At 71.7% G+C, this 17,835-nt stretch carries 18 protein-coding genes and 1 tRNA gene; 12 read left to right on the forward strand and 7 right to left on the reverse strand.

Translation table 11 applies throughout. The features are described from left to right. Nucleotides 1-34: 34 nt before the first annotated feature. The 8 genes from AB0O11_RS00590 to AB0O11_RS00625 all read left to right on the forward strand — a co-directional run bounded on the left by AB0O11_RS00590 (nt 35) and on the right by AB0O11_RS00625 (nt 6,400). Nucleotides 35-223 (forward strand): hypothetical protein, encoded by a 189-nt coding sequence (locus AB0O11_RS00590; protein ID WP_355266092.1) that lies wholly within the window; start codon nt 35-37, stop codon nt 221-223. Between the two features lie 37 nt (nt 224-260). Beyond that, nucleotides 261-692, forward strand: coding sequence for a hypothetical protein (locus tag AB0O11_RS00595; RefSeq protein WP_363380183.1), 432 nt, complete (start codon nt 261-263; stop codon nt 690-692). Between the two features lie 14 nt (nt 693-706). Beyond that, nucleotides 707-982 (forward strand): hypothetical protein, encoded by a 276-nt coding sequence (locus tag AB0O11_RS00600; protein ID WP_363380185.1) that lies wholly within the window; start codon nt 707-709, stop codon nt 980-982. A 191-nt stretch (nt 983-1,173) separates the two neighbouring features. After that, nucleotides 1,174-1,944 carry a DNA methylase gene (locus AB0O11_RS00605; protein WP_363380187.1) on the forward strand — a complete coding sequence of 257 codons (771 nt, stop codon included), beginning with the start codon at nt 1,174-1,176 and terminating at the stop codon, nt 1,942-1,944. Between the two features lie 185 nt (nt 1,945-2,129). Further along, entirely contained in the window at nt 2,130-2,999 is an 870-nt protein-coding gene (locus AB0O11_RS00610) for a bifunctional DNA primase/polymerase (RefSeq protein WP_363380189.1), read from the forward strand. A gap of 81 nt (nt 3,000-3,080) precedes the next feature. Further along, the gene (locus AB0O11_RS00615) at nt 3,081-4,340 is read left to right on the forward strand and encodes a DUF3631 domain-containing protein (protein WP_363380192.1); all 1,260 of its coding nucleotides are present in this window, start codon (nt 3,081-3,083) and stop codon (nt 4,338-4,340) included. A 138-nt stretch (nt 4,341-4,478) separates the two neighbouring features. Beyond that, entirely contained in the window at nt 4,479-4,817 is a 339-nt protein-coding gene (locus AB0O11_RS00620) for a DNA-binding protein (RefSeq protein ID WP_363380193.1), read from the forward strand. A gap of 62 nt (nt 4,818-4,879) precedes the next feature. Next, the gene (locus AB0O11_RS00625) at nt 4,880-6,400 is read left to right on the forward strand and encodes a LacI family DNA-binding transcriptional regulator (protein ID WP_363380195.1); all 1,521 of its coding nucleotides are present in this window, start codon (nt 4,880-4,882) and stop codon (nt 6,398-6,400) included. Between the two features lie 119 nt (nt 6,401-6,519). On the opposite strand, the gene AB0O11_RS00630 is transcribed toward AB0O11_RS00625, so the two are convergent. The 4 genes from AB0O11_RS00630 to AB0O11_RS00645 all read right to left on the reverse strand — a co-directional run bounded on the left by AB0O11_RS00630 (nt 6,520) and on the right by AB0O11_RS00645 (nt 10,176). Further along, nucleotides 6,520-6,593 (reverse strand) — tRNA-Pro (locus AB0O11_RS00630). A gap of 100 nt (nt 6,594-6,693) precedes the next feature. Then, on the reverse strand, nt 6,694-7,638 hold the full coding sequence (locus tag AB0O11_RS00635; RefSeq protein WP_363380198.1) for a metallophosphoesterase: 945 nt from the start codon (nt 7,636-7,638) through the stop codon (nt 6,694-6,696). After that, nucleotides 7,638-8,366 (reverse strand): CGNR zinc finger domain-containing protein, encoded by a 729-nt coding sequence (locus tag AB0O11_RS00640; RefSeq protein ID WP_363380200.1) that lies wholly within the window; start codon nt 8,364-8,366, stop codon nt 7,638-7,640. The genes AB0O11_RS00635 and AB0O11_RS00640 overlap by 1 nt, the downstream gene beginning before the upstream one ends. A gap of 499 nt (nt 8,367-8,865) precedes the next feature. Continuing rightward, complete coding sequence (locus AB0O11_RS00645; protein ID WP_363380202.1) at nt 8,866-10,176, reverse strand: helix-turn-helix domain-containing protein; 1,311 nt, start codon at nt 10,174-10,176, stop codon at nt 8,866-8,868. Nucleotides 10,177-10,875: 699 nt separating this feature from the next. Here AB0O11_RS00645 and AB0O11_RS00650 point away from each other — a divergent pair. Beyond that, on the forward strand, nt 10,876-11,328 hold the full coding sequence (locus AB0O11_RS00650; RefSeq protein WP_363380203.1) for a GatB/YqeY domain-containing protein: 453 nt from the start codon (nt 10,876-10,878) through the stop codon (nt 11,326-11,328). A gap of 102 nt (nt 11,329-11,430) precedes the next feature. Here the strand turns inward: AB0O11_RS00650 and AB0O11_RS00655 are convergent, their stop codons facing one another. Continuing rightward, entirely contained in the window at nt 11,431-13,713 is a 2,283-nt protein-coding gene (locus AB0O11_RS00655) for a transglycosylase domain-containing protein (protein WP_363380206.1), read from the reverse strand. A 501-nt stretch (nt 13,714-14,214) separates the two neighbouring features. Here AB0O11_RS00655 and AB0O11_RS00660 point away from each other — a divergent pair. Further along, nucleotides 14,215-14,538 (forward strand): WhiB family transcriptional regulator, encoded by a 324-nt coding sequence (locus AB0O11_RS00660; RefSeq protein ID WP_195911063.1) that lies wholly within the window; start codon nt 14,215-14,217, stop codon nt 14,536-14,538. Nucleotides 14,539-14,585: 47 nt separating this feature from the next. On the opposite strand, the gene AB0O11_RS00665 is transcribed toward AB0O11_RS00660, so the two are convergent. Both AB0O11_RS00665 and AB0O11_RS00670 read right to left on the reverse strand, forming a co-directional pair. Then, the gene (locus AB0O11_RS00665) at nt 14,586-15,848 is read right to left on the reverse strand and encodes an ArsA family ATPase (RefSeq protein WP_363380209.1); all 1,263 of its coding nucleotides are present in this window, start codon (nt 15,846-15,848) and stop codon (nt 14,586-14,588) included. Beyond that, entirely contained in the window at nt 15,845-16,918 is a 1,074-nt protein-coding gene (locus AB0O11_RS00670) for an ArsA-related P-loop ATPase (RefSeq protein WP_363380210.1), read from the reverse strand. Before AB0O11_RS00670 ends, AB0O11_RS00665 begins: the two co-directional genes overlap by 4 nt. Nucleotides 16,919-17,130: 212 nt before the next feature. On the opposite strand from AB0O11_RS00670, the gene AB0O11_RS00675 reads away from it, so the two are divergent. Together AB0O11_RS00675 and AB0O11_RS00680 are read left to right on the forward strand one after the other, a co-directional pair. Beyond that, nucleotides 17,131-17,289, forward strand: a complete 159-nt coding sequence (locus AB0O11_RS00675) for a DUF4177 domain-containing protein (RefSeq protein WP_158835332.1) — start codon at nt 17,131-17,133, stop codon at nt 17,287-17,289. Beyond that, entirely contained in the window at nt 17,286-17,753 is a 468-nt protein-coding gene (locus AB0O11_RS00680) for a RidA family protein (protein WP_363380213.1), read from the forward strand. Before AB0O11_RS00675 ends, AB0O11_RS00680 begins: the two co-directional genes overlap by 4 nt. Nucleotides 17,754-17,835: the final 82 nt, after the last annotated feature.

The raw sequence follows: 17,835 nt of genomic DNA on the forward strand, positions 1-17,835 counted from the left end.
ACACCCTCACAGCACCCACGGGAAGGGCTTCGCCGTGATCGTCTCGCTCAGCATCACCGTCGTCTTCGCGATCCTCTCCGCCGTCCTCATACGCGGCCGTCGCGTCTCCCTGCCCACCGCCCTCGTGCTCTGGCTGAGCGGCTTCACCCTCGCCTCCACCGGCATGGCCGACCCGGTGAACAACATCCTCGCCACCGTCACCCGGATCGTCTCCGGCCACTGACCCCAGCCCCGCACCACACCCCGACGGGAGAAGCACCGTGGACCACACCCCGTACACCCCCACACCCGCCCCGGTGCTCTACACCGCCGAGGGCCAACCCCTGTACGCCACCGCCCCGATCACCGCACCCCCCGCCCTCTACCAGGCCCCACCGCAGCCCGCCCCCGTCTACGCCCACCCCGTTGTCTCGCAACAGCCCACCGTCGTCATCCCGGCCCCCGCCCCGACGGCGCCGCCCGGCCGCGACCCGCGGCCCGCCCGCCTCGCCGCCGGAGGCATCGGCCTCGGCGCCGCCGGACTCGGCATCGGCTACGCCCTCCAGGCCGTGGCCGCCGCCGGCAGCAGCCTCGGCGGACTCGCCGCCATCGGTGCCGGCGCCTACTGCCTGGCCAAGACCCGCGGCTCCGGCAGCGGGGGCGGGCAGGGCGCCGTGAACGTCAACGTCACCGTCTCCAACCGCAACCGCTGACCTGGGAGAACACCATGCCCCGTCTCCGCCTGCGATGCGCCACCTGGCCACGCCCCACGATCGAGCTGGCCGACACCCCCAACCCGAAGTGCTCCGAGTGCGAGGGCGTCGGCGGCTGGACCGAGGACTACGGCGACTACGACACCGGCGAGTACGCCGGCACCGAGAACATCTGGTGCAGCTGCTGGAACCCCGACCGCACCCGCCGCCTGCTGCCCGTCCCGCACTGGCTCGCCCGCCGCTGGCTCGGCTGGAACGAGCCCGTCTACTCCGACGAGCCGCCGTTCTAGCCGCACCCGAGTGCCTGCCTGACCGGCCGTGCCGCCCGGACCACCGCCGCAGCCAGCGACGGGGCCCGGACGGCGCGGGGGACCGGCAGGCCCGCTGCCGCACAGCACGAAGCCCCGCACCAACCGGCGATCCGCCAAGACAGACGGTTGGTGCGGGGCTTCGCGCGTCCCTCATCAGAGATGGGACCAGCATGCCCGACTTGGACCGCGCCACGTTGGACAACGCCCGCCCGGCCGCTCACTGGCTGCCTGCCCGCCCCTGGAACGGCCGCACCGTCCTGGACGCCTACTGCAACATCGGCGGCGCCGGCATGGGGTTCTGGCTGGCCGGGTTCGACGTCGTCGGCGTCGACATCCTGCCCCAGCCGAACTACCCGTTCCCGTTCCTGCAAGGCGACGCGGTCGAGACCATCACCGCCCACGGCCGCCGATTCGACCTGATCTCCGCCGGGCCACCCTGCCAGTTCGACTGCACCCTGACCGCAGGAACCAACGCCGCCCGCCGCGACCGATACGCAGACCTGCTCGAACCCACCCGCGCCGCGCTGGAGTCCACCGGCCGCCCGTACGTCATCGAGCAGCCCCCCGGCCGCGCCTCCCGCAGGATGAGGATCGACCTCACCCTATGCGGGGAGATGTTCGGCCGACGGGTGCTCAGGCACCGCAACTTCGAGGCCGGCGGCGGGCTGCTGCTCGACCAGCCGCAACACATCCCGCACCGGGGCCTGACCATCGGCTACCGACACGGCCGGTACGTCAGCCCCGACGAGGGCCGGTACTTCCAGGTCTACGGCAACGGCGGCGGCAAGGGCAGCGTGCCCGAGTGGCAGGACGCCATGGGCATCCACTGGAGCACCGTCCGACGCGAGATCGCCGAGGCCATCCCCCCGGACTACACGCGGCTGATCGGCCGACAGGCCGCCGCCCAGCTCGGCGCCGCACCCATTGCTCAGGTCGCGTAGGACCACCGTCGTGGCGACCGTCCTTGACTGGCGCGACGCCCACCACTACGACCGCACCGGCCCTCGGCCCTGCCGCTGGTGCGGTCGTCCCACCCCGCTTCGCGACGAGCAGCACAGACCCGCACACAAGGTCTGCGCCGAACAGCACGCCGCCGAGCAGCCCCCGCCGACGTCTGGAGACCGGCGTGACCCCATCCCTGCAACTCGCCCTCGAACTGGCCCCGCTCGGCCTTCCGGCCCTGCCCCTTCGGGCCGGGAAACGCCCGGTCGGCAACTGCCCGGCCTGTAAGGACAACGCCTGCGGCGGCCGACCGAACATGAAGATCCCCGGCCCGTGCCCCTGCCCGGCGCCCTGCCACGCGTGGGCCGCCGCCACCACCGACCCCACCGTCCTGAACAGCCCGCCATGGCTGCGAGCGTGGCGGGAGGCCGAAGCGGTGGCCTACCACCCCGGTGGCGCTGGCCTGACCGTGGTCGACCTCGACAACGCCGCCGCCGTCGCATGGGCCCGCGCCGCCCTGCCCGCGACCCTGACCGTGCCCAGCACCCGGGGCGAGCACTGGGTCTACCGGGGCGCCATGGCCTCGGCCAACGCCGTCCGCCCCGGTATCGACGTCAAGTCCCTGATGCAGTACGCCCGCTGGCTCGGCTACGGCACCGGCACCATGGCGCCGCTGCCCGATACCGTCCGCGCCCTGGTGGTCAAGGAAGAGACCAGCCCGCCGCCGGACAGGGGGCGGTTGGCCTCTTCACCTGCGCCGACCTGGACCCGCACCGTGGGCAGCGGGTGCCGCCACACCGAGCGCTTCATCCACACCGGCCTGCAACGCGGCCTCGCCAAAATCGGGGCCTGTCGTAAGAGCGGCGCCGGATCGCAGGCCTTCGGCGTCGCACGCTTCCTCGCTGCCCAACACACCCGATGTCCCGGCCCCTGCGGCCTCGACACCATCGCCCGGCAGCTCATCGACGCCGCCGTCGCGGTCGGTGTCCCCCACGACTACGCCACCCGTGCCGTCGACCGCGGCTTCGCCACCGCCGGCGCTCAGGCCGCCTGATGTGCCCGAAGCGGGCCGCCGCATCCGACCAAAGACCGGCGGCCCGCTCCCAACCAGCCCAACAGAACTGGAGAGGCCAGCATGACCGATCCCACCCCGCCCGTCACCACGACCACCGAGGACGGCGCCACGCTGCTTGACGAGGTCGAGCGGCACCACCGCCGCTTCAACGTCTTCCCCTCGGAGTCCGCCTACGTCGCCGTGACCCTGTGGGACGCCCACGCCCACCTCATGGACGCGTTCGAGGCCACCCCCCGACTCGCCTTCCTGAGCCCCGAGCCCGGCAGCGGCAAGACGAGGGCGCTGGAGATCACTGAGACCCTGGTCCCCCGGCCGCTCACCACGGTCGACATCAGCGCGTCCGCGCTGTTCCGCTCCGTGTGTGACGAGCAGGCTCGCCCCACCGTCCTCTTCGACGAGGTCGACACGGTCTTCGGCGCGGCGGCGGGCGGCAACGAGGACCTGCGCGGCCTGATCAACGCCGGATACCGCCGCACCGGCGGTGTCGTCCGCAGCGTCCGCGACGGCGAGAACCACGTCGTCCAGAAGTTCCCCGTCTACGCCGCGCTCGTCCTCGCCGGACTCGGCGACCTGCCCGACACCATCATGAGCCGCTCCATCGTCATCCGGATGCGCCGCCGAGCCCCCAACGAGCGCGTCGAGGCGTTCCGCCAGCGCATCCACGAAGCCGAGGGCAACGCCCTGCGCGACCGCCTCGCCGACTGGGCCGACACCGTCCGCGAACAGCTCACCGGCGCCTGGCCCGAGATGCCCGAGGGCGTCACCGACCGCCCCGCCGACGTGTGGGAACCCCTGCTCGCCGTCGCCGACGCCGCCGGCGGCGACTGGCCCGACCGCGCCCGCGCCGCCTGCCTCGAACTCGTCAACGCCGCCAAGGCCAACGACAAGGGCTCCATCGGCGTGCGCCTGCTCGCCGACCTGCGCGACGTCTTCGCCGGAGCCGAGCGCCTCACCAGCGCCACCATCATCGAACGCCTCACCGGCATGGACGACGCCCCGTGGGCCGACCTCGACGGCCGCCCGCTCAACACCCGCTCCCTCGCCAAGCTGCTCGGCGACTACGTCACCGCCGCCAACCAGCCCATCCGCCCCCGCAACATCAAGATCGGCACCGCCGTCGCCAAGGGCTACTACGCCACCGACCTCGCCGACGCCTGGCTGCGCTACTGCCCGCCCATCCCCGAAACCACCGCTACCAGCGCTACTCCCGCTACCGCCCAGGTCAGGGCCCTTTTCCCGGTAGCGGAACCGGTAGCGGTAGCGGATACCAACCCGCCCACCGCCACCGAAACCCCGGCCGAACTCACCACCGTCGGCTGACCGCGCCAATCCGCTACCGCTACCCCATCCGCTACCACCGCACCCCATCTGACCAGCACGGTAGCGGAGTAGCGGCGGTAGCGGACCTCAGAGAAGGAAGGGGCCAAGCCCCGCCATCGACGATCTGGAGGGTTCCGCATGCCCAAGGACCGGGGCGCACTGCCGCCGCTCTACTACCCGGCCGACATCGCCAAGGCCATCGGCATGTCCGAGTGGTGGGTGAAGGAACAGGCCCGCCGAGGACGCATCCCGTCCACCAAACCCGGACGCGCCTACCGCTTCACGGCCGAGCAGTTCGCCGAGATCGTCCGCATGTACGAGGTGCGGCCGGCCATCGTGGCCGGACCGCAGACCCAGGTCGCCGCCGTCGCGGTCCTGAAGAAGCCGGTCCGCGATCCGCAGCCGCCCCGGTCGGGTGTCCGGCTCCGTGCGCGGATGCCGCGCCGGGCGGCGCTCCACCAGCCGGACGCTGCCTGATCACACCCGCATGCCCCGCCCGGTGCCACTGCCGGGCGGGGCCCTGTCGTAGAGAGAACACATTGGGATACGGCGAGAACCGCGGCGACTACTGGCGCGCCCGGTACAAGATCGCGCCCGGCAAGTACGGGACCGTCCTCGACGCCAACGGGAAGGCGGTCCGGTTCAAGACCAAGCGCGCGGCCGAGAAGGCTGCCGCGGTGGCCGAGGAGGAGGTGACCAAGCAGGCCGCTCAGCCGCCCGCCGCTCCGGGGCCTGAGCGGATGACGTTCGGCGAGTACGCGAGCGGCTGGTATGAGGATCAGGACCTTGCCGCCTCCACCATGCAGAACTACCGCCGCCACATCGAGGAGCACCTTCTCCCCGAGTTCGAGAACGCCCTGATCGACGAGGTCACCAAGGGCGACATCGACGCTTGGGAGCGCAAGGAACGTGAGCGCGGCTACGCGGCCAGCAGCATCAAGACGTGGCGCGGCACGCTGCACCTGATCCTCGCGGACGCCGTGGACGAGGGGCTGCGGGACTCCAACCCGGCTACCCGCCGTCGCGGCCGGGGCAAGCGCGCTGGTCGTTCGCGCAATCGGGGCCCCGAGAAGGTCGTGACCGATGCCCTCGGCATCCTGTTGATCGCCGAGCGGGTCGCTCTGCTCTCAGGCCGCGACGATGAGTTCGTCGCCGTCGTACTCAAGGGCTACACCGGGATGAGGTGGGGTGAAATCGTCGGCCTGGAGGCCGAGTTCGTCCGCTCGGCTGCCGTCCGGGTCGAGCACCAGCTGTACGAGCTGGACTCTGGGGAGTTCCACCGGTGCCCGCCCAAGGACGACTCCTACCGCACGATCGATACGCCGGAGTTCCTCTCCGCCCTGCTCGCCGGGCAGATGGCGCGGGCGAGTCAGAGGCCCTGCGAGTGCCACGGCCTGCGATACCTGTTCAGCGGGCACGGCGCCGCCAATGGCGCGGCCCAGCGGCCTGGCGCGAAGCTGGCCGACGTTGCGCGGGCCGCCGGCGTCTCCACCGGGACCGTGTCGAACGTGCTGAACCGCCCGGCGGCGGTGGCCGAGGGTACCCGGGTACGAGTGGAGAAGGCCATGGCCGAACTCGGCTACGTTCGATGGCAGGCGTCCGGGGAGAACGCGGCGCACTGGCGGAGGACCGGGTTTGCTACCTGGTTGTTCCACCCGGCGGCCACCGGCTGGTACCCGAAGAAGGCTCCGGACGAGGCTCACCCGGTGCCCTTGCTGGCCGACCCGTGGCCCGGCATTCCAGCCCGCGGCCGGGGAGCGGCCGGCCGCGCGCAGGCCTGCTGGCTGCCGATCGCGCGCGGTCTCACGCCGCACGGGCTGCGGCACGCGCACAAGACGGTGATGGACGAGCTGCGAACGCCGCCGAAGCTCAAGGACGAGCGGATGGGGCACGAGGACGGCTCGGTCCAGGCCCGCTACTCCCACATCACGGCGGAGATGCGCCGGGACCTCATGGAGGGGCTGACCCGAATGTGGCTCGCGTCACTCGAAGCTCGTCGGCAGATGTCACCCGGATCGCCCGTGGCGGTTCTCGACGCCCTACTGAGCGCGCCTCAGTGATAAGCCCGGAAGACCGGTTTTCCAGAGCTTTTCTCCCAGGATTCTCCCGAGAGCCCTGGGAGAAGCAGTCAGGGCCGGTGTCCCTTGCGGGACACCGGCCCTGAGCTGGTGTTACTGGGTCGGGGTGGCGGGATTTGAACCCACGGCCTCTTCGTCCCGAACGAAGCGCGCTACCAAGCTGCGCCACACCCCGGTCTTGCGGTTTGTCGCTCCGTCTCCTTCGCGACGAGTAGAACTCTACCGGACGCTCGCCGAGACACGAAATCCGGTTCCGGGCGGGCGTCCGGCGGGGGTCAGCGGGGGGCCGGGGTGAGGGTGAGGAGGGTGGCCTCGGGGGGGCAGGCGAAGCGGACGGGGGTGTAGCGGTTCGTGCCGCAGCCGGCCGAGACGTGGAGGTGGGAGCGGTGGCCGCCGGCGGTGTGGGTGGAGAGGCCCTTGACCCGGCGGGTGTCGATGTCGCAGTTGGTGACCAGGGCGCCGTAGAAGGGGATGCAGAGCTGGCCGCCGTGGGTGTGGCCAGCCAGGATCAGCGGGTAGCGGTCGGCGGTGAAGGCGTCGAGGACGCGCAGGTAGGGCGCGTGGACGACGGCGAGGGAGAGGTCGGCGTCGGCGGAGGGGCCGCCGGCGACCTCGCTGTAGCGGTCGCGGCGGATGTGCGGGTCGTCGAGGCCGGCGAACTCCAGGTCGAGCCCGTTCACGGTGAGCCGGCCGCGGCTGTTGGTGAGGTCGAGCCAGCCGGCCCCGTCGAAGCCGTCTCGGAGCTTCTCCCACGGGTTGTGGACGGCGCCGGTGATGCCGCGGCGGGCGGTGCCGTCGGGGTTGTTCATGCCGTGGGCGCCGCTGCGCATGGCCTGGAGGTAGCGCGCCGGGTTCTTGCGGGCCGGGCCGTAGTAGTCGTTGGAGCCGAAGACGTAGACGCCCGGGAACTCCATGAGCGGCCCGAGCGCGTCGAGGGTGGCCGGGACGCCGAGCGGGTCGGAGAGGTTGTCGCCGGTGTTGACCACCAGGTCGGGGCGCAGGCCGGCCAGGCTCTTCAGCCAGCGCTGCTTCTTGCCCTGCCCGCTCACCATGTGGATGTCGGACACCTGGAGGACCCGGATCGGGCGGGCGCCGCGCGGGAGGACGGGGACCTCGATCCGGCGGAGGCGGAAGGCCCGGACCTCGTACCCGACGGAGTAGGCGAGACAGGCGGCGCCGGCGGCGGCGATGCCGAGGGGAACGGAGTACAGCGGTCGCATCAGCCCATGCTCTCAGACGGTCGATCAGCCGGCGCACGCCCGGAGTCGGCGGGGACGGCGGAGGCCGGGGGAGCCTCCTCGGAGTCGCGGCGGGCGCGCAGGGCGCGGACCTTGTGGCGGTTGCCGCAGCGTTCCATCGAGCACCAGCGGCGACGGCCGGGCCGCGAGGTGTCGACGAAGATCAGCCGGCAGTCGTGCGCGCCGCACTCCCGGATCCGGTCCGCGTACGGGCCGGTGAGCAGGGCGATGGCGTCGCGGGCGAGGGTGGAGGCCAGCTGCGCGCCGTCGGCGGGCAGCGGGGCGGCCGCGGTGCCGTCCGGGGCGATCCGGGGGACCAGCGGCGGGTGCTCGGCGGTCCGGTTGAGGACGGCGTAGTCCTCGGGCTCGCCCGGGCCGCCGTGGGCGCGGGCGGCGGCGAGGCGCCACAGCGCGTCGCGCAGGGTGCGGGCGGTGGCGAACTCGGCGGGGGAGATCCGTACGGCGTCGGCGGGCAGCCGCAGCCGGGACGGCGGGAGCCAGGCGGCGAGGTCGGCGGGCCGGTGCAGCACCTCGTACCGGGCGTACGGGCCGGGGCCGCCGGTGGTGAGCAGTTCGAGGCAGAGGGCGCCGGGATCGAAGTGGAAGCGGCTGCCGCCGGGGGTGGTGAGGACCAGCCCGGGCGGGCTGGTGGGCTGCCCGCCGGCGGTGCTCCGGCCGGCTGCGTCGGGTCCGTCGTCTCCGTCGGTCATGCGACCAGGATAGGTGTAACCGGCAAGAGGGGTTACGGGGCCGGGGCATGGGCGGTGCCGACGGCCGGTGTAACGGTCTTCGCCGGGGCGGCCCGGTCCGCGGAGGCGTTCCGGCGGGCGCTCGGCAGACGCCCGGAGGCCGTCGGACGCCTCGCCCGCGAGGGGCTTCCCGCGAGGGGCGCCGTGGTCGAGGTCCTCACCGCCGTCGTCCTGGCGCCGGGGCTCCTCCGCGGGTCCAGGGGCCAGCGGCTGACCTCCGCTCCCTGCCGCCGGATCCGGCTTCCTGACGATCTCCTTCGGCGCAATGCTCCTGGGGCGCACGGCGGTTGTGGCCGTCCGCGACTGAAGGCCGCGCTCCGCCCCGGTGGGAGCGCTCCGCGCCGTGCCCGGAGCGGTACTCCGGGCACGGCGATGCAGCCGTCCCCGCCGGAAGTGGCCGGAAAGGGCCGGAAGGGGCCGGCGAGCTGACGGTGCGGCAGTGCGGCGGTGCGGCCCGGCCTCAGGCCGGAATGGCGTTGACGTACTCGCGCATCATCCGGGGGACCCGGTACGCGTACTGGTGGCCGCGCTTCACCTGGACGACGGAGAAGTCGACCAGCTCGGCCAGGACGTCGAGATTGCGGGAGGGCTCCCGGCCGCCGTCGACCGGCTGCTGCCGGACGTCGTCGATGGAGAACTCCTCGGGGAACCGGGAGAGCCGTCTGAGCGCCCGGCGCTGCCGTTCGTCGAGCAGTCCGTACGCCCAGGCGAGGCTGCGGTGCAGCGAGCGGTGGTGGGAGAGCCCGCCGACCTCCTCCTGGCCCAGGATCGGCAGCACCCGGCACTCGTCCACGAGGACGTGCAGGGGCACCGAGCGCATCCGGACGGCGGCGTTCTCGATCGCGAGCGCGAGACCGCCGAGGCGTCGGCAGAGCTCGACCACCTGTGGCATCTGGTCGCCGAGGTCCAGCGTCGGGACGACCGAGTGCACCCGCCGGCAGAACAGTTCGGCGGCGGGCGGGCAGCCGTAGGGGCCGTCCGGGTGGTCGACCGACAGCGGCGACACTTCCCACAGGTCGGCGGGGACCCCGGCCGGCGCCCGCAGCGAGGTGATCACGATGTGGAGCGCCGGGTGCTGTTCCAGCAGCGCCCTGACCTGCCGGGCCACCGTGTCGATGACGTGCTCGGCGTTGTCGACGACCAGCAGCATCTGCAGCTCGGGGTTGGTCCGCGGGTCGCGGTCGAGGCCCCGGAAGAGGGTGTCGAGCGCGCGCTGGGCCTGGGCCGAGGCGGCTGCCGGGTCGACGCCCTCGGGGGTGACCGAGCCGAGTTCCAGGACCACGACGCCGTCCCGGAAGCGGTCCAGCAGGTGGGCGGCCGAGTCCAGCGCCAGCCGGGTCTTGCCGACCCCGGCCGGCCCGGTGAGCACCAGCGGGCGGCCCGGTCGCAGGGCGGTCATGACGTGCAGCAGGTCGGCCTGGCGGCCCACGGTGACGTCCGTCTTGGGGCGCAGCCCCCGCCACCGCGCGTTGTCCGGGAGCTCGGCGACGCGGGTCAGCGGTCCGGGCTCCGGTCGGGCGGGGAGCAGCCCGGCCGGAGCGCCCGACCGGACGGCCTGGGAGAGCAGGGTGGCGTCCCGGTCGGTCGCCGCGGAGAACAGCGCGCCCACCAGGAGCTCCACGGAACTGCGCCGCGGATTCTTGATGGCGCCGGTTTCCAGATTGCGAATGGTCCGCACACTGACCGTGGAGTGTTCGGCTAGCTGCTCCTGGCTCCATCCGATCATCTTTCGTTGGGTTATCAACATCGAGCGAAGTTGATTGTTGTCCATTCCCCCGCGCTTCCTGCTGTCGTGAGCAGAATAAAAGTCAGAACTCAATGCGCCGATTTATGGCGGCGCCAATCACTCCAAAAAGCGATCACTGCCGACCGGGCGGCCGTGCGGCCGGGTGGAGCGCAGCCGTGAACGCTCGGGACGGCATGGGCCGCAAGGCGCCCGGGTCGCAAGGTGTCAGGGCCGCAGGAGGCCTGAGTGGCAGTGTGTCAGTGCCGTGGAATAATGAATCGGGGACGTGGTGACGGTTTGGCGCAACTGTTCGGGGCGGTCTTCGACGGTGATTCGACGGTGATTCGACGGTGAGGTGATCGCCGCCATCGGGCTGCTCAAGCGACGCGCGAACGAGTGTACTACGCGGACTATTTCGGCGAAGCGGTCACAACGTTCGATCTGCCCGTTCCGGACCGGCAACTTCGCGTCGGCTCCAGCAATTTTCGGCATTTCGTCCGAGATTGTGCGAGAATTATCGGCCACCTTGGCCGAATCCCGTCGCCCGGTTCCGGCTCCGATCACCGATTGTTCACGGACCCGACCGCCGCCCGTTCCCGGTCCGGACCGTCTTCGCCCGGCGCGCCGTCGGGCGAAGACCGGCCGGGGCTGACGGGGCATACTCGTTCATCTGCGGAAACCCCCGGTGGATGCCCACTGGAAACCCGGTTGAGCCCACCCACAGCCGAAGGATAAGAAGAGGAAATGACAACGCTCAAGGAGCAGCTGCAGGAGGACCTCACGGCTGCCATCAGGGACCGGGACGAGCTGCGCGCGTCCACCATCCGGCTCACGCTGGCCGCCGTCACCAGTGAGGAGGTGGCGGGCAAGCAGAAGCGCGAGCTGTCCGACGCCGACGTGCTGAAGGTGATCGGCCGCGAGGCGAAGAAGCGCCGGGAGGCGGCCGAGGCCTTCGGCACCGCCGGCCGGGCGGAGCAGGCGGCGCGGGAGCTGGCCGAGGGCGAGGTGCTGGCGGGCTACCTGCCCAAGCAGCTCTCCGACGAGGAGCTGGCCGCGATCGTGGCGGCCGCCGTGGCCGAGAGCGGTGCGAGCGGCCCCCAGGCGATGGGCGCCGTCATGAAGCTGGTGAAGCCCAAGGTCGACGGTCTGGCCGAGGGCGGTCGGGTGGCCGCCGCCGTGAAGGCCGCTCTGTCCTGACCCGGCGCATCCCCGCTGCCCCGGCAGCACGCCGAAGGGGCGCCCTCCGCGAGGGAGAGCGCCCCTTCGGTATGTTCCTCGGCCGGTGGCCGGGAGGGCGGGTCAGCCGTTGCCGTTGCCGTTGCCGCCGCCGTGCCGGCCGCCGTTCCCGTTCCCGGGGCCGGGCGGGAAGGTGAACCCGCCGGGCAGCCCGCCGGGCAGCCCGCCGGGCAGCCCGCCGGGCAGGCCGCCGGGCTGACCGCCGGGCTGCCCGGGGTTGCCGCCCTGCGGCGGCGGGTTGCCGCCGGGCTGCTGGGCGTTCGGGTCGACCGGCGGGGTGGCCGCCGGGGGAGCGGCCGGCAGCGGGTCCGGGATGTTGGCGGTCTGGATCGGCTCCAGCGGGGTTCCCTTGAGCGCCTGGTTCATCGCCATCGCCCAGATCGGGCCGGGGCCGTCGGCGCCGAACACCTCGGTGAAGGGCTTGCCGCCGATGGTGATGTTCTTCATCTTGACGCCGCCGGCCGGGCCGCCGAGCCAGACCGCGGTGGCCAGCGACGGGGTGTACCCGCTGAACCAGGCGGCCTTCTTCTCGTCGGTGGTCCCGGTCTTGCCCGCGATCTTGCGGCCGTCGTCCATGGTCAGGGCGGCCGCGGTGCCCTTCTCGGTCACGTTCAGCAGGACGGCGTTGAGCGAGTCCGCGGTCTGCTCGGAGAAGGCCTGGCTGCACTGGGACTGCGGGACCGGGACGTCCTTGCCGTCCACCGTGGTGATCTTGTTGATCGCGACCGGGGTGCAGTACTTGCCGCGGGCGGCGAAGGTCGCGTAGACGTTCGCCATGGTCAGCGGCGAGAGCTCCAGGGTGCCGAGGACCATCGAGGGCACCTCCTGGAAGGCGTCGCCCTTGGCGGACTGGATGATGCCCAGCTTGTTCGCCATCTGCTTCATCGCGCAGAGGCCGACCTGCTGCTCCATCTGCACGAAGTAGGTGTTGACCGAGCGGGCCATGGCCTCCTTCAGCTGGTACGGCCCGACCTCGCTGTCCTGCTCGTTCTTCACCGTCTCCTTGGGCTTGACGGTGTTCTTCCAGGTGCCCGTGCAGGTGGACATCTGCGGGTACTCGATCTTGTTCTCGGACGGGAACGCCTGGGTGTTCGGCATGCCCGATTCCAGCGCCGCCGCGGCCAGGATCGGCTTGAAGGTCGAACCGGTCTGGAAGCCGTTGCCGCCGCCCATCGCGGCATCCACGTTGAGGTTGACGACGGTCTGGTTCTTGTTCGGGTCCAGGCCGTACGGGCGGGTCTGGGCCATCGCCAGGATCTTGCCGGTGCCCGGCTCCATCATGGTCGCGGCGGCCGACACCGGGTCGGTCACGAAGACCTTCTTGGTGACGGCGTTCTGGGCGGCGGCCTGCTTGTCCGGGTCCAGCGTGGTGTAGATGTTCAGGCCGCCCTGGTTCCACACCTTCTTGCGCTCGTCGGCACTCTTGCCGAAGGCCGGGTCCTGCTTGACCACGTGGCGGACGTAGTCGCAGAAGAAGCCCATCCCGGCCTGGGCGGTGATGCAGCCGTTCTGCGGGTCCTTGTACTTCAGACCCAGCGGGGCGGCCTTCGCCTCCTTCGCCTGGTCGGCGGTGATGTGCTTGTTCTCCAGCATCTTGTCGATCACGACGTTGCGGCGCTTGACCGTGTTCTCGGGGTAGCGCACCGGGTCGTAGGACGACGGGTTCTGCACCATGCCGGCCAGGGTGGCGGCCTCGGCGATGGTCAGGTCCTTGTTGCTCTTGCTGAAGTAGCGCTGGGAGGCGGCCTCCACCCCGTAGGCCTGGTGGCCGTAGAAGGTGATGTTGAGGTAGTTGGTGAGGATCTGGTCCTTGGACAGGTCCTCCTCCAGCTTGATGGCGACCTTGAGTTCCTGGATCTTGCGGCCCAGGGTCTTGCGCTGGGCCTCCAGGACGGCCGCCTGGTCGTCGCCGGCCTTCTCCACGTTGACGTTCTTGACGTACTGCTGAGTCAGCGTCGAGGCGCCCTGGGAGGCGGTTCCGCTCTCCGCGTTCTTGCCGATCGCGCGGAGGACGCCCTTGAGGTCGACAGCGCCGTGCTCGTAGAAGCGGGCGTCCTCGATGTCGACCTGGGCGTGCCGCATGAACGGTGACATCTGGTCGGCGGTGATGACGGTGCGGTCGCGCTCGTAGACCTTGGCGATGAGGCCGCCCTTGGCGTCGAAGATCTGGGTGGCCTGGGTGAGCGGCGGGGTCTTGAAGTCGTCGGGGACGTTGTCGAAGCTCTCCGCCGTGTCCTTGGCGGTCAGCCCGATGGCGCCGACGGCGGGCAGAGCGAGCCCTGCCAGCAGGACTCCGGAGAGCACGCTGACGCCCAGGAACTTCACGCCGTTGCCGGCGTGCTCCAACGGTGATCCGCCGGTCCTGCCGCGCGGAGCTCCGGTGTTGCCTGGGGGCTGGGATGCCTGTGGGCGCTTCGGTGCCATGAGGAGAACCCTACGTTGCGGAATCCTGCACACGGGGGCAGGTGTTCGCCTAGGCTTGTCACAAGCTTGCGACAGCTTCGGTGCGTCAACATCATTCACTCTTGTGGGCGAGGAGACTTGCCCGAATTGCCCGTCGATGGCCGGGTTTTGAGGCAGCTGGGGCCTGCTGTACCCGTGTGGTCGGTTGCGCTCCGTGACGGCGCCTGTGGCAAGAGTGGGTGTTCTGCTTTTGGCAAGGTGCACGACCTGCGATCACTCCAACGAGTGAGCTGATCGACACCCATAGTCCAATCGGGTCATTCGAGATTGAGCCCGAAGGGGCTGTTGCAAGCTGTCGTTCTTCCGTAACGTCCTCAACTGGCAACGGTGAATATGCCGTTGCCGCCGTGGGGGAGCCTCGATACGGGAGAGGACGGCGCCGGCATGGGCTGGGTTGACGACTGGAGTGCGCAGGCCGCCTGCCGCACGAGTGATCCGGACGAACTGTTCGTCCAGGGGGCGGCACAGAACCGCGCGAAGGCGGTGTGCAGCGGCTGCCCCGTCCGGACGGAGTGCCTCGCGGACGCCCTGGACAACCGGGTGGAGTTCGGAGTGTGGGGCGGGATGACGGAGCGCGAGCGCCGGGCGCTGCTGCGCCGCCGCCCGACCGTCATCTCGTGGCGGAAGCTGCTGGAGACGGCGCGCACCGAGTACGAGGAGTCCCTCGCGACCGGCGTGATACTGACGGACTACGCCCAGGCGGGCTGAGCCCGGCCGCACCGTGCGGTCCGGCCGGTCGGCCCCTCGGGCGCGGGCTACACCGCGCCGTTGAGCCGGTCCCCGATGGCCCGCAGTCCGTCCAGGTCGTGCACGTCGCCCGGCAGCGCCGGCACCTCCACGATCGGCACGTCCGGGTACACCGAGACGAAGCGGTCGCGGGTGCGGCGTTCGCGCCCCACGATCTGCATCCGCTCGGCGTGCAGCCGCAGCAGCCCGGCCGCGAGCACCTCCGCCGCGGGCGAGGCGTGCTCCGAGCCGTTCTCCTCCAGCGCCTCGGCGGCCGCCAGCGCCCGCTCCGCGGTGAGCTGCGGTGCGCCCGTGCCGTGCACCCGGTTGAGCACCAGCCCGGCCAGCGGCATCCGGTCCGCGGCCAGCCGGTCCACGAAGTACGCCGCCTCGCGCAGCGCGTCCCGCTCCGGTGCGGCCACCACCAGGAACGCCGTGCCCGGTGCCTTGAGCAGCTGGTACGTGCGGTCCGCGCGCTCCCGGAAGCCGCCGAACATCGAGTCCATCGCGCTGACGAAGGTCTGCACGTCGGTGAGCAGCTGGGCGCCGAAGATCTTGCCCAGGGTGCCGGTGAGCAGGCCCATTCCAGCGTTCAGGAAGCGCATCGCGCTGCGCCCGCCGACCTTGGCCGGGGCGGTGAGGATCCGGATCACCCGGCCGTCCAGGAAGGACCCGAGCCGGTTGGGCGCGTCCAGGAAGTCCAGCGCCGAGCGGGACGGCGGGGTGTCCACGACGATCAGGTCCCACTCCTCGGCGCGCAGCTGGCCGAGCTTCTCCATCGCCATGTACTCCTGCGTGCCCGCGAAGCCGGCCGACAGGGACTGGTAGAAGGGGTTCTCCATGATCGCCTTGGCCCGTCCGGGCTCGGCGTGGGCCAGCACGACCTCGTCGAAGGTCCGCTTCATGTCCAGCATCATGGCGTGGAGCTCTCCCTCCCGGCCCCCGCCACCGTCCTCGTCCGGGCCGCGGAGCGGCGCCCCCTCCATGCCCGTGACCCCCTTGACCACCCGGGGGGTGTTGTCGAGCTCGGTCAGGCCCATCGACTGGGCGAGCCGGCGGGCCGGGTCGATGGTCAGCACCACGACCTTGCGGCCGCGCTCGGCCGCCCGCAGGCCGAGCGCCGCGGCGGTGGTGGTCTTGCCGACGCCGCCGGAGCCGCAGCAGACGATGATCCTGGTCTTCGGGTCGTCGATCAGCTCGTCCACCGCGAGTCGCCGCCCGGTGCTCCGGACCCCGTCGGTCACCGCGCCGTCGGTCACCGTGCCGTCGGTGGCCCTGCCGTTGGTGGTCATGCCGCCCCCTGCCGCTTCAGTTCGCCCGCCAGCCGGTACAGCCCGCCGAGGTCCACGCCCTCGCCCAGCAGCGGCAGTTCGTACGTCGGGAGCCGCAGTTGCTGGATGTCGGCGCGCTGCGCGCGCTCCAGCTCCACCCGCTCGGCGTGCTCCCTGGCCTGTTCCAGCAACGGGTCGATCAGCGGCTCCACCGCCGCCCGGACCTTCTCCGCGGTGCGCGTGCGGCCGCCGAGCCCGGCCTCCCCGAGCGCCAGGGCGACCTCCTCGCGGTGGTCCCCGTCCACCGCCGCCACCGCCGCCGCGTCCAGCAGCGGCGGCCGGACCATGTTGACCATCACCCCGCCCACCGGGAGCTTCGCCTCGCGCAGCTCCTCGATGCCGTCGACCGTCTCCTGCACCGGCATCTCCTCCAGCAGGGTGACCAGGTGCACCGCGGTCTCCGGCGACTTCAGCACCCGCATCACGGCCTGCGCCTGGGTGTGTATCGGGCCGATCCGGGCCAGCCCGGCGACCTCGGCGTTGACGTTCAGGAACCGGGTCAGCCGCCCGGTCGGCGGGGCGTCCATCACCACCGCGTCGTAGCGCCGCCGCCCGTCCGGGTCCTTGCGCCTGGTGGCCTCGCAGGCCTTGCCGGTGAGCAGGACGTCCCGCACGCCCGGCGCGATGGTGGTGGCGAAGTCGACGAAGCCGACCTTCTGGAGCGCCTTCCCGGCCCGGCCGAGCTTGTAGAACATCTCCAGGTACTCCAGCAGCGCCAGCTCGGTGTCGATCGCCAGCGCGAACACCTCGCCGGGCCCGCCCTTCCCGGCGGGAAGCCCCAGTTGGGCGTGGGAGACCGAGGCGATCCGGCGCTCCTCGTACGGGAGCGCGGCGATCCCGAACAGCTCGGCGATGCCCTGCCGGCCCTCGACCTCGATCAGCAGCACCCGTCCGCCGTCGGCGGCGAGCGCCAGGGCCAGTGCCGCGGCCAGGGTGGTCTTCCCGGTGCCGCCCTTGCCGCTGACCACGTGCAGCCGGACGCCCTCCCAGTCGGGGTCGCGCCGGGCCGCCTGGCCGGGGGTGCGTGCCACGCTCCGTCTCCGTCCGTCTCCGTCCTACGGGCGTCCCCTCCTGGCGGGGGTGCCCCTCACCAGGGTGCCCTCTCGCGAGGGTAACCAGGGAGCGCACCGGATGCCCGGGGCACCTGGGCCGCCAGGCCCGATCATGCCCTCTTTGTGCCCCACCTCACACGCCTCGCGGCGGGCGGCGCGGATCACCGTGACGGCTCGTCTAGAGTCTGGCCATGACCAAGTGGGAATACATGACGGCGCCCCTGCTGGTGCACGCCACCAAGCAGATCCTGGACAACTTCGGCGAGGACGGCTGGGAGCTCGTCCAGGTCGTGCCCGGCCCGAACCCGGAGCAGCTGGTGGCCTACTTCAAGCGGGAGAAGAGCGCATGAGCAAGGTCGAGGAGAAGCTCGCCGAGCTGGGCCTGACCCTCCCGCCGGTGGCCGCCCCGGTCGCCGCGTACGTGCCGGCCGTGTTGTCCGGTGACCTCGTGTTCACCTCCGGCCAGCTCCCGGTGGTCGAGGGCAAGCTGCCGACGACCGGAAAGGTCGGCGCCGAGGTCTCCGCGGAGGAGGCCAAGGAGCTCGCGCAGATCTGCGCGCTGAACGCCCTGGCCGCCGTGAAGTCGGTGATCGGCGACCTCGACCGGATCGAGCGGATCGTCAAGGTCGTCGGCTTCGTCGCCGCCGCCCCCGACTTCATCGCCGTCCCGGCCGTCGTCAACGGCGCCAGCGAGCTGCTCGGCAAGGTGCTGGGCGCCGCGGGCGTGCACGCCCGCAGCGCCGTCGGCGTCGCGGTGCTGCCGCTGGACTCCCCGGTCGAGGTCGAGCTCCAGGTGCGCGTCAAGACCGTCTGAGTGCGATCGCGGAGGCGGGGCCGGGTCCGTCCGGCCCCGCCTCCGTGTTGCCGGGGTGTGTCCGATCGATTCGTGAGCCTGG

The organism is Kitasatospora sp. NPDC093102 (assembly GCF_040683915.1).
GTDB lineage: Bacteria > Actinomycetota > Actinomycetes > Streptomycetales > Streptomycetaceae > Kitasatospora.

Coding starts and splice junctions, on each gene's coding strand:
- AB0O11_RS00600 (WP_363380185.1), top strand. CDS start 707: ATGCCCCGTCTCCGCCTGCGATGCGCCACCTGGCCACGCCCCACGATC.
- AB0O11_RS00605 (WP_363380187.1), top strand. CDS start 1,174: ATGCCCGACTTGGACCGCGCCACGTTGGACAACGCCCGCCCGGCCGCT.
- AB0O11_RS00615 (WP_363380192.1), top strand. CDS start 3,081: ATGACCGATCCCACCCCGCCCGTCACCACGACCACCGAGGACGGCGCC.
- AB0O11_RS00620 (WP_363380193.1), top strand. CDS start 4,479: ATGCCCAAGGACCGGGGCGCACTGCCGCCGCTCTACTACCCGGCCGAC.
- AB0O11_RS00635 (WP_363380198.1), bottom strand. CDS start 7,638: ATGCGACCGCTGTACTCCGTTCCCCTCGGCATCGCCGCCGCCGGCGCC.
- AB0O11_RS00640 (WP_363380200.1), bottom strand. CDS start 8,366: ATGACCGACGGAGACGACGGACCCGACGCAGCCGGCCGGAGCACCGCC.
- AB0O11_RS00645 (WP_363380202.1), bottom strand. CDS start 10,176: ATGGACAACAATCAACTTCGCTCGATGTTGATAACCCAACGAAAGATG.
- AB0O11_RS00650 (WP_363380203.1), top strand. CDS start 10,876: ATGACAACGCTCAAGGAGCAGCTGCAGGAGGACCTCACGGCTGCCATC.
- AB0O11_RS00660 (WP_195911063.1), top strand. CDS start 14,215: ATGGGCTGGGTTGACGACTGGAGTGCGCAGGCCGCCTGCCGCACGAGT.
- AB0O11_RS00665 (WP_363380209.1), bottom strand. CDS start 15,848: ATGACCACCAACGGCAGGGCCACCGACGGCACGGTGACCGACGGCGCG.
- AB0O11_RS00675 (WP_158835332.1), top strand. CDS start 17,131: ATGACCAAGTGGGAATACATGACGGCGCCCCTGCTGGTGCACGCCACC.
- AB0O11_RS00680 (WP_363380213.1), top strand. CDS start 17,286: ATGAGCAAGGTCGAGGAGAAGCTCGCCGAGCTGGGCCTGACCCTCCCG.